Annotated in this window: 12 protein-coding genes; 4 read left to right on the plus strand and 8 right to left on the minus strand. The window is 73.0% G+C overall.

Annotated features, from left to right (window positions below):
* Nucleotides 1-18: 18 nt before the first annotated feature.
* The 6 genes from ABDB74_RS06650 to ABDB74_RS06675 all read right to left on the minus strand — a co-directional run bounded on the left by ABDB74_RS06650 (nt 19) and on the right by ABDB74_RS06675 (nt 6,014).
* Nucleotides 19-1,632 (minus strand): cation acetate symporter, encoded by a 1,614-nt coding sequence (locus ABDB74_RS06650; RefSeq protein ID WP_346622710.1) that lies wholly within the window; start codon nt 1,630-1,632, stop codon nt 19-21.
* Nucleotides 1,625-2,014 carry a DUF485 domain-containing protein gene (locus tag ABDB74_RS06655; protein ID WP_346622712.1) on the minus strand — a complete coding sequence of 130 codons (390 nt, stop codon included), beginning with the start codon at nt 2,012-2,014 and terminating at the stop codon, nt 1,625-1,627. The genes ABDB74_RS06650 and ABDB74_RS06655 overlap by 8 nt, the downstream gene beginning before the upstream one ends.
* Nucleotides 2,015-2,219: 205 nt before the next feature.
* Nucleotides 2,220-3,752, minus strand: a complete 1,533-nt coding sequence (locus ABDB74_RS06660; RefSeq protein WP_346622713.1) for a cation acetate symporter — start codon at nt 3,750-3,752, stop codon at nt 2,220-2,222.
* A 19-nt stretch (nt 3,753-3,771) separates the two neighbouring features.
* Complete coding sequence (locus ABDB74_RS06665) at nt 3,772-4,146, minus strand: hypothetical protein (RefSeq protein ID WP_346622715.1); 375 nt, start codon at nt 4,144-4,146, stop codon at nt 3,772-3,774.
* 3 nt (nt 4,147-4,149) lie between these two features.
* Entirely contained in the window at nt 4,150-4,893 is a 744-nt protein-coding gene (locus ABDB74_RS06670; protein WP_346622716.1) for a response regulator transcription factor, read from the minus strand.
* On the minus strand, nt 4,890-6,014 hold the full coding sequence (locus tag ABDB74_RS06675) for a histidine kinase (protein WP_346622718.1): 1,125 nt from the start codon (nt 6,012-6,014) through the stop codon (nt 4,890-4,892). The genes ABDB74_RS06670 and ABDB74_RS06675 overlap by 4 nt, the downstream gene beginning before the upstream one ends.
* Nucleotides 6,015-6,331: 317 nt before the next feature.
* On the opposite strand from ABDB74_RS06675, the gene ABDB74_RS06680 reads away from it, so the two are divergent.
* Complete coding sequence (locus ABDB74_RS06680; protein ID WP_346622719.1) at nt 6,332-8,023, plus strand: NAD(P)/FAD-dependent oxidoreductase; 1,692 nt, start codon at nt 6,332-6,334, stop codon at nt 8,021-8,023.
* Here the strand turns inward: ABDB74_RS06680 and ABDB74_RS06685 are convergent.
* Nucleotides 8,020-9,336 carry a cyclopropane-fatty-acyl-phospholipid synthase family protein gene (locus ABDB74_RS06685; RefSeq protein WP_346622720.1) on the minus strand — a complete coding sequence of 439 codons (1,317 nt, stop codon included), beginning with the start codon at nt 9,334-9,336 and terminating at the stop codon, nt 8,020-8,022. The genes ABDB74_RS06680 and ABDB74_RS06685 overlap by 4 nt on opposite strands.
* 256 nt (nt 9,337-9,592) lie before the next feature.
* Between ABDB74_RS06685 and ABDB74_RS06690 the strand changes: the two genes are divergently transcribed.
* Nucleotides 9,593-10,204 (plus strand): hypothetical protein, encoded by a 612-nt coding sequence (locus ABDB74_RS06690; protein ID WP_346622722.1) that lies wholly within the window; start codon nt 9,593-9,595, stop codon nt 10,202-10,204.
* Nucleotides 10,205-10,224: 20 nt separating this feature from the next.
* On the opposite strand, the gene ABDB74_RS06695 is transcribed toward ABDB74_RS06690, so the two are convergent.
* Entirely contained in the window at nt 10,225-11,574 is a 1,350-nt protein-coding gene (locus tag ABDB74_RS06695; protein WP_346622723.1) for an AI-2E family transporter, read from the minus strand.
* A gap of 265 nt (nt 11,575-11,839) precedes the next feature.
* On the opposite strand from ABDB74_RS06695, the gene ABDB74_RS06700 reads away from it, so the two are divergent.
* Together ABDB74_RS06700 and ABDB74_RS06705 are read left to right on the plus strand one after the other, a co-directional pair.
* The gene (locus tag ABDB74_RS06700) at nt 11,840-12,109 is read left to right on the plus strand and encodes a hypothetical protein (protein ID WP_346622725.1); all 270 of its coding nucleotides are present in this window, start codon (nt 11,840-11,842) and stop codon (nt 12,107-12,109) included.
* 223 nt (nt 12,110-12,332) lie between these two features.
* Nucleotides 12,333-13,532, plus strand: a complete 1,200-nt coding sequence (locus ABDB74_RS06705) for a phospholipase D-like domain-containing protein (RefSeq protein WP_346622726.1) — start codon at nt 12,333-12,335, stop codon at nt 13,530-13,532.
* Nucleotides 13,533-13,701 lie beyond the last annotated feature (169 nt).

Below are 13,701 nucleotides of genomic sequence, written 5' to 3' on the forward strand. Positions count from 1 at the left end.
CGCCGGTACAGCAGGGGATCAGTGGTCGACGGCCTTCTCGGCGCCGATGCCGGTGAAGGCACGCACCTCGAGCTCCGCCCACTTCTCCTCGTTCGGCTTCTCCTTGGTGAGGACGGTGCCCAGGTACCCGAGGAGGAACGACGCCGGGATCGACACCAGGCCCGGGTTGCGCAGCGGGAACCAGGCGAAGTCGACCGTCGGGATCATCGACGTCTCGGCGCCGGAGACCACCGGGGAGAAGATGATCAGGCCGATGCAGATGATCAGCCCGCCGTAGATCGACCACAGCGCGCCCTGGGTGGTGAACCGCTTCCAGAACAGCGTGTAGAGGATCGTCGGCAGGTTCGCCGAGGCGGCCACCGCGAAGGCGAGCGCCACGAGGAAGGCGATGTTCAGCCCGGCGCGCAGCGCCAGGATGCCCAGCCCGATCGCCACCGCGCCGATGACGACGGCGGTGATCCGGGCGACCTTGACCTCACCGTTCGGCGGGACGTCGCCCTTCTTGATCACCGAGGCGTAGACGTCGTGGGCGAACGACGCCGACGCGGTGATCGTCAGGCCGGCCACCACCGCGAGGATCGTGGCGAACGCGACGCCGGCGATGATGCCCAGCAGCACGGTGCCGCCCAGCTCGAAGGCCAGCAGCGGTGCGGCGGCGTTGACCCCGCCCGGTGCGGCCACGATCGCGTCGGCGCCGACCAGGGCGCCCGCGCCGTAGCCGATGATCAGGCTGAACAGGTAGAAGATGCCGATCAGCCAGATCGCCCAGACCACCGACGTCCGGGCGGCCTTCGCCGTCGGCACGGTGTAGAAGCGCATCAGCACGTGCGGCAGCCCGGCCGTCCCGAGCACCAGGGCCAGCGCCAGGCTGATGAAGTCCAGCCGGGTGACCTCGCTGACCCCGTACTGCGCGCCCGGGTTGAGCACGCCGGTGGTGCCGGCCCGATCGGCGGCGCCACCCAGCAGGGCGGAGAGGTTGAAGCCGAAGTCGCCGAGCACCCAGATGGTCATCACCAGGGCACCCGCGATCAGCAGGCTCGCCTTGATGATCTGCACCCAGGTCGTGCCGCGCATGCCGCCGACGAGGACGTAGAAGATCATCAGGGCGCCGACGACGACGACGACCAGCGCCTCGGCCACCGGCCCGCTCACGCCGAGCAGGAGGGCGACCAGCCCGCCGGCGCCGGCCATCTGGGCGAGCAGGTAGAACAGCGAGACCGCGAGGGTGGAGATGGCGGCCGCGGTGCGCACCGGGCCCTGCCGCATCCGGAAGGCCAGCACGTCGGCCATCGTGAACCGGGCGGTGTTGCGCATCAGCTCCGCGACCAGCAGCAGCGCGACCAGCCACGCCACCAGGAAGCCGATGGAGTAGAGGAAGCCGTCGTAGCCGTAGATCGCGATGGCCCCGGCGATGCCGAGGAACGACGCGGCCGACAGGTAGTCACCGGCGATGGCCAGGCCGTTCTGCTGACCGGTGATGGTGCGCCCGGCGGCGTAGTAGTCCGCCGCGCTCTTGTTGTTGCGGCTGGCCCGGAAGGTGATGGCCAGGGTGACCACGACGAACGCGCCGAAGATCGAGATGTTGATCGCGGGGTTGCCGATGGTCGCCTCGGCAGCGAGCAGGTCACGCACGGGAGGCCCCCTCGGTGCCGGACGGCCCGGTGGCGCCGGGGGCGTAGTCGTGGGCCTCGAGACGCTCGCGCATCTCGTCGGCGATCGGGTCCGTGCGCCGGTTCGCGTGCGCCACGTAGACGTGCGTGATCACGAACGTGGTCACGAACTGGCCCAGTCCGAAGAGCAGGCCGACGTTCACGTTCCCGAACACCTGGGTGGACATGAAGTCGGTGGCGTAGGTGGAGAGCAGGACGTACAGCAGGTACCAGACCAGGAACGCCACGGTCATCGGGAAGGCGAAGCTGCGGAAACGCTTCTTCAGCTCCACGAACTCCGGGGAGTCCTGCGCCGCGCGGTACTCCTCCGGCGTCAGCAGACGCCTGTCGTCGGTATCGGTCAACGTGCGGCCTCCAGGCAGAGTCAGGCTGATCGTCGCCACGCGACGGTGGTCGGTTGTGAGCACTGTCACGCTATGGAGCGCGCCCTGGGAACGGCAGGGGAACGTGCGGACACTGCGCCGAGCGGTGACCAACGGTCGACGTACGGCAGGTCTGGCGGGACGAGCGGTCGCGAGGTGGCGGCGTCAGACCCGGGTGAGAGGTGAGTTACAGGGGGAGAGGCCCGCGGTCCAGCTGCACGGCCTCCGGCGTGTGCAGCCGGACCAGGGTGCGGGCGGCGTGCCGGGGCACCCGTCGGGGCGTGGCCAGGGACACCACGATCATCGTGAGGAACGCCAGCGGGACGGTCCACGCCGCCGGCTGGCCGAGCAACGCACCGGGCCAACCGTCGTCGGCCATGCCGAGGAGGGTGGCCAGCACCGCCCAGCCCGCGCAGCCACCGCCGACGAGCATCCCGGCGATCGCGCCCGCGTCGGTCAGCCGGCGCCACCAGATGCCGAGCACCAGCAGGGGGCAGAAGGTGGAGGCGGCGAAGGCGAAGGCGAGACCGACCGACCGGGCGACGCCGACGCCCTCGGTCAGCAGCGAGAGGCCGAGCGGGGTCAGAACGGCGACGATGGCGGCCGCCTGGAAAGCACGCACGCCTCGGAACCGGCGCCCCATCACGTCCTGGCTGATCACGCCGGCCACCGCGACGGTCAGCCCGGAGGACGTGGACAGGAAGGCCGCGAAGGCGCCCGCCGTGGTCAGGGCGGAGAGCAGGTCGCCCACCGTGCCGCCGAGCATCCGCGCCGGCAGCTCCAGCACCACCGTGTCGGTCCGGCCGCTCGCGATCAGGTCCGGTGCGTAGAGCCGGCCCAGGCCGCCGTACACCGGCGGCAGCAGGTAGAAGAGGCCGAGCAGGCCCAGCACACCCAGGGTCGTCCGGCGGGCCGCGGCGCCGTCGGGGTTGGTGTAGAAGCGCACCACCACGTGGGGGAGGCCCATCGTGCCGAGGAACGTGGCGACGATGATGGAGTACGTCGTGTAGAGCTCGTGCTCGCTCGCGCCGGCGAGCGGCGACGCCCACACGTCCCCGGCGACGCCGGCGTGCACGACGTCGGCCGAGGCAGGGGAGACGGCACCGTCCCCGAGCCACACGGCGGCCATGAACAGCAACGGGAACAGCAGCGCAGTGAGCTTCAGCCAGTACTGGAAGGCCTGCACGAAGGTGATGCTGCGCATCCCGCCGAACAGCACGTTGACCAGCACGACCGTCGCGACCAGCACGCCACCGAGCCAGGGGCCGGTGCCGGTGGTGGTGGCCAGCGCCAGGCCGGCGCCCTGGAACTGCGGCATGAGGTAGAGCCAGCCGATCGCCACGACGAGCAGCGAGGACAGCCGGCGCACTCCGACCGACTCCAGCCGGCTCTCGGCGAAGTCGGGCAACGTGTAGGCCCCCGAGCGGCGCAGCGGCGCGGCGACGAGCACGAGCAGGACGAGGTAGCCCGCCGTCCACCCGACCGGGTACCAGAGCATCTCGGTGCCGAACGCGAGGACCAGCCCGGCGACGCCGAGGAACGAGGCCGCGGAGAGGTACTCCCCGCCGATCGCGGAGGCGTTGAGCCCCGGCCGGACCGTGCGCGAGGCGACGAAGAAGTCGCTGGTGGTGCGGGAGAACCGCCATCCGTAGGCGCCGACCCCCAGCGTGGCCACGAAGACGAGCGTGACGCTGAGGACGCTGTACCCGGTGGCGGTCACGGCCGGCCGACGCTCCGGTTCACGACCGGTCCAGCACGTCGGTGAAGTCCCGCTCGTTGCGTTCGGCGGCGCGCACGTAGAGCCAGCCGATCACGAGGAGCACCGGGTAGACGGCGAACGCCAGCAACAGCCAGGGCAGCGGCACGGCGAGCACCTGGACCGTGGACAGGCCCGGCAGGAGCCAGAAGAACAGCGGGATCCCGCCGACGAGCACGACCACGGCGGCGAGCGAGAGCAACGCCAGCCGCAGCTGCGAGCGCAGCAGCGAGGACATGTAGACCTCGCCGAGGAGGGTCTGGGCGTCGATCTCCCTGGCCGCCGGGATCCGCTGCGCGCGGGCGGCACCGGTGCGCGGGCTCGTGACGCGCACCCGACGCGGGGGGGAGTCCGACATGGCTCAGCCCCTCCCGGGCGCGCCCGGGCGAGCCCGTCGGACCAGGAGGTCGCGGAGCTCCCGGGTGTGCCGCCGGCTCACGCCGAGCTCGACGCCCCCGACGACCACCGTGCAGCGGCCGGCGTCCATCCGCACCTCCTCGACGTGCTGGAGAGCGACCAGCAGCGACCGGTGGATCCGCACGAAGCCGGCATCCTGCCAGGACTCCTCCAGGAGCGTCAGCGGCACCCGGACCAGGTGGCTGCCCGACGGGGTGTGCAGCCTGGCGTAGTCGCCGTGGGCCTCGACGTAGCGGACGCTGGACCGGGCCACGAACCTGGTCACCCCGCCCAGCTCGATGGCGATGTCGTCGTCCACCGGCGCGGAGGCACCGGCCCCTGCACCGACCACCCTGCGGACCGCCTCGGCGAGCCGGTCCTCGCGGACCGGCTTGAGGACGTAGTCGACGGCGTCCAGTTCGAAGGCGTCCACGGCGTGCTCGTCGTAGGCGGTCACGAAGACCACCGGCGGCGGCGTCCTGAACCGGGACAGCACCCGGGCCAGGTCGACTCCGGTCAGCCCGGGCATCCGGATGTCGAGGAAGACCGCATCGACGGTCCGCTCCTGGAGGAGACGCAGCGCCTCGGTCGCCGAGTCGGAGGTCAGCACGGTGCCGATCCGCCCGTCCCGTTCCAGCAGCCAGCGCAGCTCGTCGAGGGCGGGGCGTTCGTCGTCGACCACCAGGACGGTCAATCGGTCGGCGGTCATGGGCGCACTCCTGGGGCGAACTTCGGGACCCGCACGATGACCTTCGTGCCGGCCCCCGGGGCCGTCTCCACGACCAGGCCGTAGTCGTCACCGAAGGCGGTGCGGAGCCGGGCGTCCACGTTACCCAGACCGACCGAGTCGACGGAGGCGTCGCCGGCGAGCGCCCGCCGTACCTTCTCCGGGTCCTCCCCGACGCCGTCGTCCTCCACCGAGATCAGGCACTCGCCCCCGTGGTCGGCGGCGATGATGGTCACCGTTCCCGTTCCCGGCTTGCGCTCCAGGCCGTGCCGGATGGCGTTCTCCACCAGTGGCTGGAGGCAGAGGAACGGCACGGCCGCCGGCAGCACCTCCTGCGCCACCCGGAGCGTGACCTGGAGACGGTCGCCGAATCGGGCCTTCTCCAGCACGAGGTACCGCTCGATCGACCGCAACTCCTCGGCCAGCGTCGTGTACTCGCCGTGCCGGCTGAAGGAGTACCGCGTGAAGTCGGCGAACTCCAGCAGCAGCTCGCGGGCCCGCTCCGGATCGGTGCGCACGAACGACGCGATCGCGGTCAGCGAGTTGTAGATGAAGTGCGGGCTGATCTGGGCCCGCAGTGCCCGGACCTCGGCCTCCATGAGCCGCGTGCGCGAGGCATCGAGCTCCGCCAGTTCCAGGTTCCCCGACACCCAGCGCGCGACCTCGCCGGCGGCCCGGACCAGCCCGGCGGAGGCGGACGAGGTGAACGCCTGCAAGGTGCCGACCACCCGGTCCTCGACCACGAGCGGGCTGACCACGACCTGTCGCAGTCCGCAGCCGGCATCGGTGCACGGGAAGTCCCTGCGGTCGCGGACCACCGTGTTGCCGGACTCGAGCACGAAGGCGGCGAGCGCCGGCGCGTGTCGCTCGTGATGCCCGAACCGGCCGTCCCAGGCCAGCATCGACACGGTGTCGGTGAGCGCGACCGCGGGCACCCCGAGCAGGTCGCGCAGGTGCCGGACCGCGCGGCCGGCGGAGCCCGCGGTCAGCCCCTCGCGCAGCTCCGGCGCGGTCAGGGAGGCGGAGTGGAGACTCCGGAAGGTCGCCTGCTCCGCCTCCGTGCCGAGGTGGCCGGGCCGCAGCCACCGCCACGAATCGCGCATGGGCAGTCGGGGCGCCGGTGCCGCTGCGCGACCCGGCTTCCCATCCTCCGTTCACTGGATGCACACGTACGGACGCCGGGATGGAAGGTGAGCGTGCGCACCGTAGGTTCCGCATGCTCGCGCGCACCACCCGTCTCCGGGGTGTCGAGACGATCCCGTCGACCCGAGGCGCCACTGCGGACGGTAGTCGCACAGGGGAGCGAACCCGTGCGCGCTCTGCCGGTCCGGGCCCGGGCGGCCGGATCAGTACGGTGGCACCGCGGCCGCGGCGGTCGCCGGCCGCCTGCACGGGCATCCGTCCGGAGGAGGGGCGTGGGATGACGATCGGTCCCGATCGGGAGACCGTCCACGGCGGGGACCGGCCGCCGGTCACGATCTTCGGCCCGGACTTCCCGTTCGCGTTCGACGACTGGATCACCCACCCCTCGGGCCTCGGGGCCGTCCCGCCCGAGCGCCACGGCGAGGAGGTCGCCATCGTCGGCGCCGGGATCTCCGGCCTCGTCGCGGCCTACGAGCTGATGAGGCTCGGGCTCAAGCCGGTGCTCTACGAGGCCTCGCAGATGGGTGGGCGGCTGCGGTCCGCCCGGTTCGAGGGGGCGCCGGAGGAGATCGTCGCCGAACTGGGCGGCATGCGGTTCCCCGTGTCGTCGACCGCCTTCTACCGCTACGTCGACCTGCTCGGCCTGGAGACGAAGCCGTTCCCCAACCCGCTGACGCCCGCGTCGGGGAGCACGGTCATCGACATCGAGGGGGAGACCCACTACGCGGAGTCCTCCGAGGCGCTGCCGCCGCTGTTCCGGGAGGTCGCGGCGGCGTGGGCCGACGCCCTGGGCACCGTGCGGTTCGCCGAGATCCAGGACGCGATCCGGGTGCGCGACGTGAAGAAGCTCAAGTCGCTCTGGGACGAGCTGGTCCCGCTGTGGGACGACCGCACCTTCTACGACTTCATCGCCAGCTCCGACGCGTTCTCCCGGCTGTCGTTCCACCATCGCGAGGTCTTCGGCCAGGTGGGGTTCGGCACCGGCGGGTGGGACTCGGACTTCCCGAACTCGATGCTCGAGATCTTCCGGGTCGTGATGACCAACTGCGACGAGGACCAGCGCTTCGTCGTCGGCGGGGTGGAGCAGGTGCCGTGGGGGCTGTGGAACCACGCGCCCGCCGATCTCGCGCACTGGCCGGCCGGGACGACGCTGGCGAAGCTGCACTCCGGCGGGCCGCGGGCCGGTGTCGCCGCCATCGCCCGGGACGCCGACGGCGGCTTCGCCGTCACGGACGCCTGGGGGCACACCGCCCGCTACCCCGCGGTGCTCGTCACCTGCCAGAGCTGGCTGCTGACGACGACGATCGACTGCGACGAGAGCCTCTTCGCGCAGAAGATGTGGACGGCGCTGGACCGCACCCGCTACATGCAGTCGTCGAAGACCTTCGTGATGGTCGACCGGCCGTTCTGGAAGGACAAGCACCCGGAGAGCGGCCGCGACGTCATGAGCATGACCCTCACCGACCGTCTCACCCGCGGCACCTACCTGTTCGACCACGGGGACGACAGACCCGGCGTCATCTGCCTGACGTACTCGTGGATGAGCGATGCGCTGAAGATGCTCCCGTACCCGGTCGACCAGCGCGTGCGCCTCGCTCTCGGGGCGCTGAGGAAGATCTACCCCGACCTCGACATCGCGCAGCACATCATCGGCGACCCGATCACCGTCTCGTGGGAGGCGGACGCCCACTTCCTGGGCGCCTTCAAGGGCGCCCTGCCCGGGCACTACCGCTACAACCACCGGATGTACTCGCACTTCGTGCAGGACGACTTCCCGCCCGAGCACCGGGGGATCTTCCTGGCGGGCGACGACGTGTCGTGGACGCCGGCCTGGGTGGAGGGTGCGGTGCAGACCTCCCTCAACGCGGTCTGGGGCATCATGCGGCACTTCGGAGGCGGCACCCACGCCGAGAACCCCGGCCCCGGTGACGTGTTCGCCGAGGTCGGCCCGATCGCGCTGCCGGACTAGCTGCTCGTGGAGTCGCCGTCGTCCGCCCGGTCCCGGTTCGCGGTGCGGCTCCAGTCCGGGCGGCGCAGGGGCAGCCGGCTGTCCCCGCCCGGCTTCACCGCGAGGACCTGGTTGACGCCGGTCCGACGGCCTTCGAAGGCCAGGGCCGATCCGGCCAGGTACAGCCGCCACACGCGGGCCCGTCCCGGGGACGACAGCCGCACCGCCTCGTCCCAGCGCTGCTCGAGGTTGCGCACCCAGGCGCGGCAGGTCAGCGCGTAGTGGCGGCGGAGTGCCTCGACGTCGCAGACCTCGAACCCCGCCTCCTCGAGCACCCGGACGTGGGTGGCCAGCGGCTGCAGCTCGCCGTCGGGGAAGACGTACCGGGTGAGGAACGAACCGGGATCGGGGCGGTCGGGACCGGCCGCCGGGCCGCGGGCGATCGCGTGGTTGAGCAACCGGCCTCCCGGGGCCAGCAGCGCGTGGAGCCGGGCGGCGTAGGCCGGCAACTGGGCGAGCCCCACGTGCTCGGCCATCCCGACGGACGCGATCGCGTCGAAGGGGCCGTCGTCGACCTCCCGGTAGTCCTGCAGCCGGACGTCGACGCGGCCGGCGAGGCCGGCGTCGGCGACCCGCTCGCGGGCCAGCGCCACCTGTGCGGCGGAGATGGTCACCGCCGTCACCGAGACGCCGTACCTGGCCGCCGCGTGCAGCGCGAACGAGCCCCATCCGCAGCCGACGTCGAGCAGCCGCATCCCCGGCTCCAGCCCCAGCTTCCGGCAGACGAGGTCGAGCTTCGCCTCCTGCGCCTGCTCCAGCGTCGCCGTCGGCTCGGGGAAGTACGCGCAGCTGTAGACCAGCGACGGGCCGAGCAGCAGCCGGTAGAACTCGTTGCCGACGTCGTAGTGGTGGCTGACGGCCTGCCGGTCGCGCTGCACCGAGTGGCGCGTCCCGCGCACGCGGGCCTCCTCGGGCGGCGGCGCCGGCGGTGGCCCCAGGACCCCGGCTCCCAGCAGCCGGCCGCCCAGCCGGGCAAGCGCCCGCCGGTCGACGTGCAGGTCCGGACGGGCCGGTAGCTGGTCCGGGAGGCTCAGCACCGTGTAGAGGTCGCCCTCGATGTCGAGGTCGCCGCTGACGTAGGCGCGGGCGAGACCGAGCTCCCCCGGCGCGTGGACCAGCCGGCGCAGAGCCCGGCGGTGGCGCACGACCAGGGTGGGCGCCCCCTCGACGACGGTCTCCGAGCCGTCCCAGCAGCGCACCGACAGGGGGAGCGGCGCACCCAGCAGGAGGGTGCCGAGTTCGTCCACCAGCCGGCTCGCTCCGCGGGGCGCCATGCGTCCACCCTGGCAGAGGGACCCCCGCCACCGCGACGCTCTTCGGCAGCCGTACCGGAGGCCACGCGGTGCGGAACGCGCGGACCGGTGGTGCGACCTGGTCTCGAGCGGCTCGACGCGGGATGGGGGTGCAGGGTGGGGGTAGTCGACAGACGTTCCCGACCGGGGTGCCCGGCACTCCGTCCGAGCAGAGGAGATCGCCATGCCCACCCAGCGAGGCAGGGGGGACGGGAGGCGTGCGACCCCGATCCGCCCCGTGACCACGGCGGTGCTGGCGGCGCTCGTGGCGGCGGGCGGCCTGGCCGCATGCGGCCGGAACGACTCCGTGCCGGGGACCGCCGCGGAGGTCGGGGAGCTGAGGGAGGAACTCGGCGCGCTCGAGGACCGCGTCAGCGCGCTGGAGGAGCAGGTCGCCGCACCCGAGCCGACTGCCGGCCCGCCGGACGACGGGGGCGAGCAGCCCGGTGACGGCGGGACGTCCGAGGACGAGGGGACGGCGCAGCCGGTCGAGGATCCCGCCGGGGTCTTCGAGGACCCGGAGCCCCTGGTCGGCCAGGTCGTCACGGTTGCCGCCGCCATCTCGGACCTCATCGCCGTCACCGAGGTGGGAGCAGCCTTCCGGCTCGCGGACGGGGACGGGGACACCGTCGGCGCGGTCATGGTCACCCCACCGGCCGACCTGGAGGTGGGGGACGTCGTGCGGGTGTCGGGCCCCCTGGCCCGGATCCGGGAGAGCAGCTTCGAGGCGGACTTCGGCATCGCTGCCGACGTGCTGGTCGACGACCCCGATGCCTTCTTCGCCGACCTCACGGGGGAGTTCGCCATCGCGGCCCGGGACGTCGAGGTCCTGCAGCAGCCCCCCGGCTGACCCGCGCGGACCGGTGGGGTCTAGGGGACGGTCGCTCCGGCCGCGGGCGTCGGCGTCGAGCGCTCCGCGGGCGTGCGGGCCCCGGGGCGCTCCGGGGCCTGCGCGTGCTCGCGGACCTCCGGTCGCTCCCGGACCTCCGCGACCTCATCGCGCTGCGGGGCCTCCGAGCCGTCCGGATTTTCCGGTACGACCGCCGCCGCAGCGGCAGCCGGGGCCGGGGCAGGGGCAGGGGCCGGGAGCGGGTTCTCGCGGAGGTAGGTCAGGACCCGGTACGAGACCGCCACGAGCGGCACGGCGAGCAGGGCGCCGGCGAGCCCCCAGAGCAGCGAGCCGCCGGTCACCGCCAGGAGGATGACGACCGGGTGCAGCCGGAGGGCCCGGCCGACGATGATCGGATGCAGGATGTTGCCCTCGACCTGCTGCACCACCAGGACGGCGATCAGGACGATGATCGCGTCGGTCGTGCCGTTGGTGACGAGGGTGACGAGGACCGCCACGGCCCCGCTGATGGTGGCGCCGAACAGCGGGACGAACGCGCCGATGAAGGTGAGCAGGGTCAGCGAGGCCCACAACGGCACCCCGAGGACGAGCAGCGCGGCTCCGATGCCGATGGCGTCGATGAGCGCCACGATGATCACGCCGCGCACGTACTGGGACAGCGCCCCCCAGGCCGACCGCCCCGCTCCGTCGATCTGCGGCCGCCGTCTGTCGGGGACGAGACCCAGGAGCCAGGCCCACATCGACGCGCCGTCCTTCAGCAGGAAGAACGTCAGGAAGGCGACCAGGAGGACGGCGGCCAGGCTGTAGAGCGCCATGGTGGCCGCCGCCGTCGGTTCCGGGGCGAGTTCGTAGAGCTGGTCGACCACGGCGTTGCGGGCCTCGGTGACCTGCCGCGGGTCCAGGTTCAGCGGCCCGTCGATCAGCCACACGCGGATCCGGTCGATCCCCGCAGCCAGGGGCCGGGTGAGGTTCCGCAGCTGGTCCGCGGCGCGGAACCCGATGAGGAAGCCGATCCCGGTCAGCGCCCCCAGCAGCAGCAGGACCGACAGCAGCGCCGAGAGCGCGCGGGGAAGCCCCCGCTCGCACAGCCACCGGGTGATCGGCTGGATGATCGCGGTCAGCAGCAGCGCGACGGCGACGGCCACGGTCACGAGCGGCAGCCGCAGCAGGAACCAGAACAGCAGCCAGCCGATGCCCGCCACGGCCAGGAGGGCGGCGCTGGTGACGAGGGTGCGGACCGCCCATGCCGGTGCGGTCGGCCGCGCAGCCGTGGGGTCGCCGCCCGCGGCGGCCAACGTGACCGTGGCCTGCGGGGGTCCCGGGGAGGCCTCCGCACCGTCGTCCCCGCGCCGTCTCGTCCACCGCTTCACCGGTGCCACCCTGTGCGCACTGTCCGTTCTCCGATCATGGGTCCGCACCGTCGGTGAGGCCGGACGCCGGCGGCGTGCTTGACCGAATCTTCGGTCACGGACGCCTTCCCGGCAGGGCGAAGCGGGCCGCCCGCATGTTGCGGGCGCCTTGCGGAACCGTGTCAGGACGGCGGCATCGCGGTGGTCGTCGGCCGGAGGGGCACATCCGGGGACGGCGGCGCCGACGGGTCGCCGCCTTCGCCACCAGCACCGCCCGGAGGTAGCCATGTCCCAGCCGGTCCTGTCCTCACCCGCCGGGCCCCGGCCCGTCGCCCGGAGCCTCGCCGTCATCGATGCGGATCTCCACTCGTGCCGCAGCACCCGGCGGGATGCCGAGCGGGAACTCGCCGAGGTGCGGCGGCGTCAGGAGCAGCTCGCCGATCTCGAGGTGACCCTGCTCGCCACCATCGACAGCCGGTGCCGGCTGGCCGACCACCTCCTCGACGAGCGCCTGCGTGCCCTCCGGACGGGAGCGGCCGGCCCGCAGCCACGGTGACCCCGCTCGAGCCGCGCGACCGGCGGGCGACCGGCGGGCGACCTGCGGCGGCCGGCCTCGCGCATCGACGGCGCGGCGGTTTCCGGCTCGGCCGGACGGGCAGCATCCGGACGCCCCGATCGTCGAGTCGAGAGGAGGTCTCGTGCCTGCAGGACGGTCGATGACCGGCGGAGCGGTCTCGACGGCCGGTAGCCGGGCCCACCCTGCGGCCGCCGCTCCACCCATGTCCGCGCCCCCGCGCCAGGTGCTCGAAGCGCTGGTGGGCGTGCCCTTCACCGAGGGCAACCGGGTCGACGTCCTGAGAGACGGGGACGAGACGTTCCCGGCGCTGCTGGCGGCCATCGCCGCGGCGCGACGGACCATCGACCTGCTGTGGTTCTCGTGGCGCGGTGGCCGGATCAGCCACGAGGTGGCCGGAGCCCTCGCCCAGCGGGCGCGGGACGGCGTGCGCGTGCGGATCCTGCTGGACGGCTACGGCGCCAAGCACATGGACCGCGACGACCTGCGCCGGCTCCGCGCGGCGGGCTGCACCGTCTACTTCTACCGGCCGATGCGCAGCCCCCGGGTGACCGCCTGGAACATGCGCACCCACCGCCGGGTGCTGGTCTGCGACGAGGTGGTCGGCTTCACCGGGGGAACTGGGATCGACACGGCGTGGACCGGCGACGGCCGCCGGCCCGGGAACTGGCGCGACACCGCCTACCGGGTGGAGGGCCCGGCCGTCGCAGGCCTGCGCTCGGCATTCGTGTCCGGCTGGATGCAGGCGCAGGTGCGCCTCAGCGGGGAACTGGTCTCCGAGGACGACCGGTTCCCGGACCTGGAGACCGCGGGCAGCACGCCGGTCCAGGTCGTCCGGACGTCGTCGCAGCCGGGCTGGAGCGGGGCGGCCGTCGTGATCGCCGGGCTCCTCCAGACCGCGCGGGAGGAGGTCCGGATCACCACGCCCTACATCCGGCTGCCCCGATGGCTGCGCCGGCTGGTCGGCGACACCGCCCGGCGGGGAGTCCGGGTCCGGATCCTCGTCTGCGGCCCGCGCGTCGAGCGGCCGACCGTGCACCTGCAGGGGGAGCTCGACTTCCAGCCGCTGCTCGACGACGGCGTGGAGATCTGGCGCTACCAGCCCTCGCTCATGCACGCCAAGGTCGTCTCCGTCGACGGGGCGGTCGCCATGGTGGGCACGACGAACGTCGACACCCGTTCCCTGGCGCTCAACGAGCAGGTGGGCCTGGTGCTGGACGACCCCGCGGTGGTGGGGGTGCTCGACGGCCACTTCGCCGAGGACCTCGAGTTCAGCGAGCGGGTGGACGCCGAGCTGTGGCGCCACCGGGGCATCGGCCGTCGGACGCTGGAGGTGGCCGCGGACGTGGTGGGCCGACCGCTGCGCGGTCTGGGGGCCGCCGGGCTGGCCGGCCGCCGGCCCTGACCGGGCACGGGCGGCGCACCGTGCGGACGCCGCTGCCGGGCTGCGCGGGTACGGCCGGGGTCGAGCGCGAGGGGCAGTTCCGACCACGTGTCGGAGGTAGGGGCGCGCGACCGGATGGTGCATGACAGTTCTGCATCGAAGTCGGTCCCGGCGGTGTCCGGCCGCGGCC

The sequence above is a fragment of the Blastococcus sp. HT6-4 genome (assembly GCF_039679125.1).
GTDB classification, from domain to species: Bacteria; Actinomycetota; Actinomycetes; order Mycobacteriales; family Geodermatophilaceae; genus Blastococcus; species Blastococcus montanus.

Excerpts from the sequence above, each read along its gene's own strand:
- ABDB74_RS06665 (WP_346622715.1), bottom strand. The coding sequence starts at position 4,146 with ATGTCGGACTCCCCCCCGCGTCGGGTGCGCGTCACGAGCCCGCGCACC.
- ABDB74_RS06670 (WP_346622716.1), bottom strand. The coding sequence starts at position 4,893 with ATGACCGCCGACCGATTGACCGTCCTGGTGGTCGACGACGAACGCCCC.
- ABDB74_RS06675 (WP_346622718.1), bottom strand. The coding sequence starts at position 6,014 with ATGCGCGATTCGTGGCGGTGGCTGCGGCCCGGCCACCTCGGCACGGAG.
- ABDB74_RS06680 (WP_346622719.1), top strand. The coding sequence starts at position 6,332 with ATGACGATCGGTCCCGATCGGGAGACCGTCCACGGCGGGGACCGGCCG.
- ABDB74_RS06685 (WP_346622720.1), bottom strand. The coding sequence starts at position 9,336 with ATGGCGCCCCGCGGAGCGAGCCGGCTGGTGGACGAACTCGGCACCCTC.
- ABDB74_RS06700 (WP_346622725.1), top strand. The coding sequence starts at position 11,840 with ATGTCCCAGCCGGTCCTGTCCTCACCCGCCGGGCCCCGGCCCGTCGCC.
- ABDB74_RS06705 (WP_346622726.1), top strand. The coding sequence starts at position 12,333 with ATGTCCGCGCCCCCGCGCCAGGTGCTCGAAGCGCTGGTGGGCGTGCCC.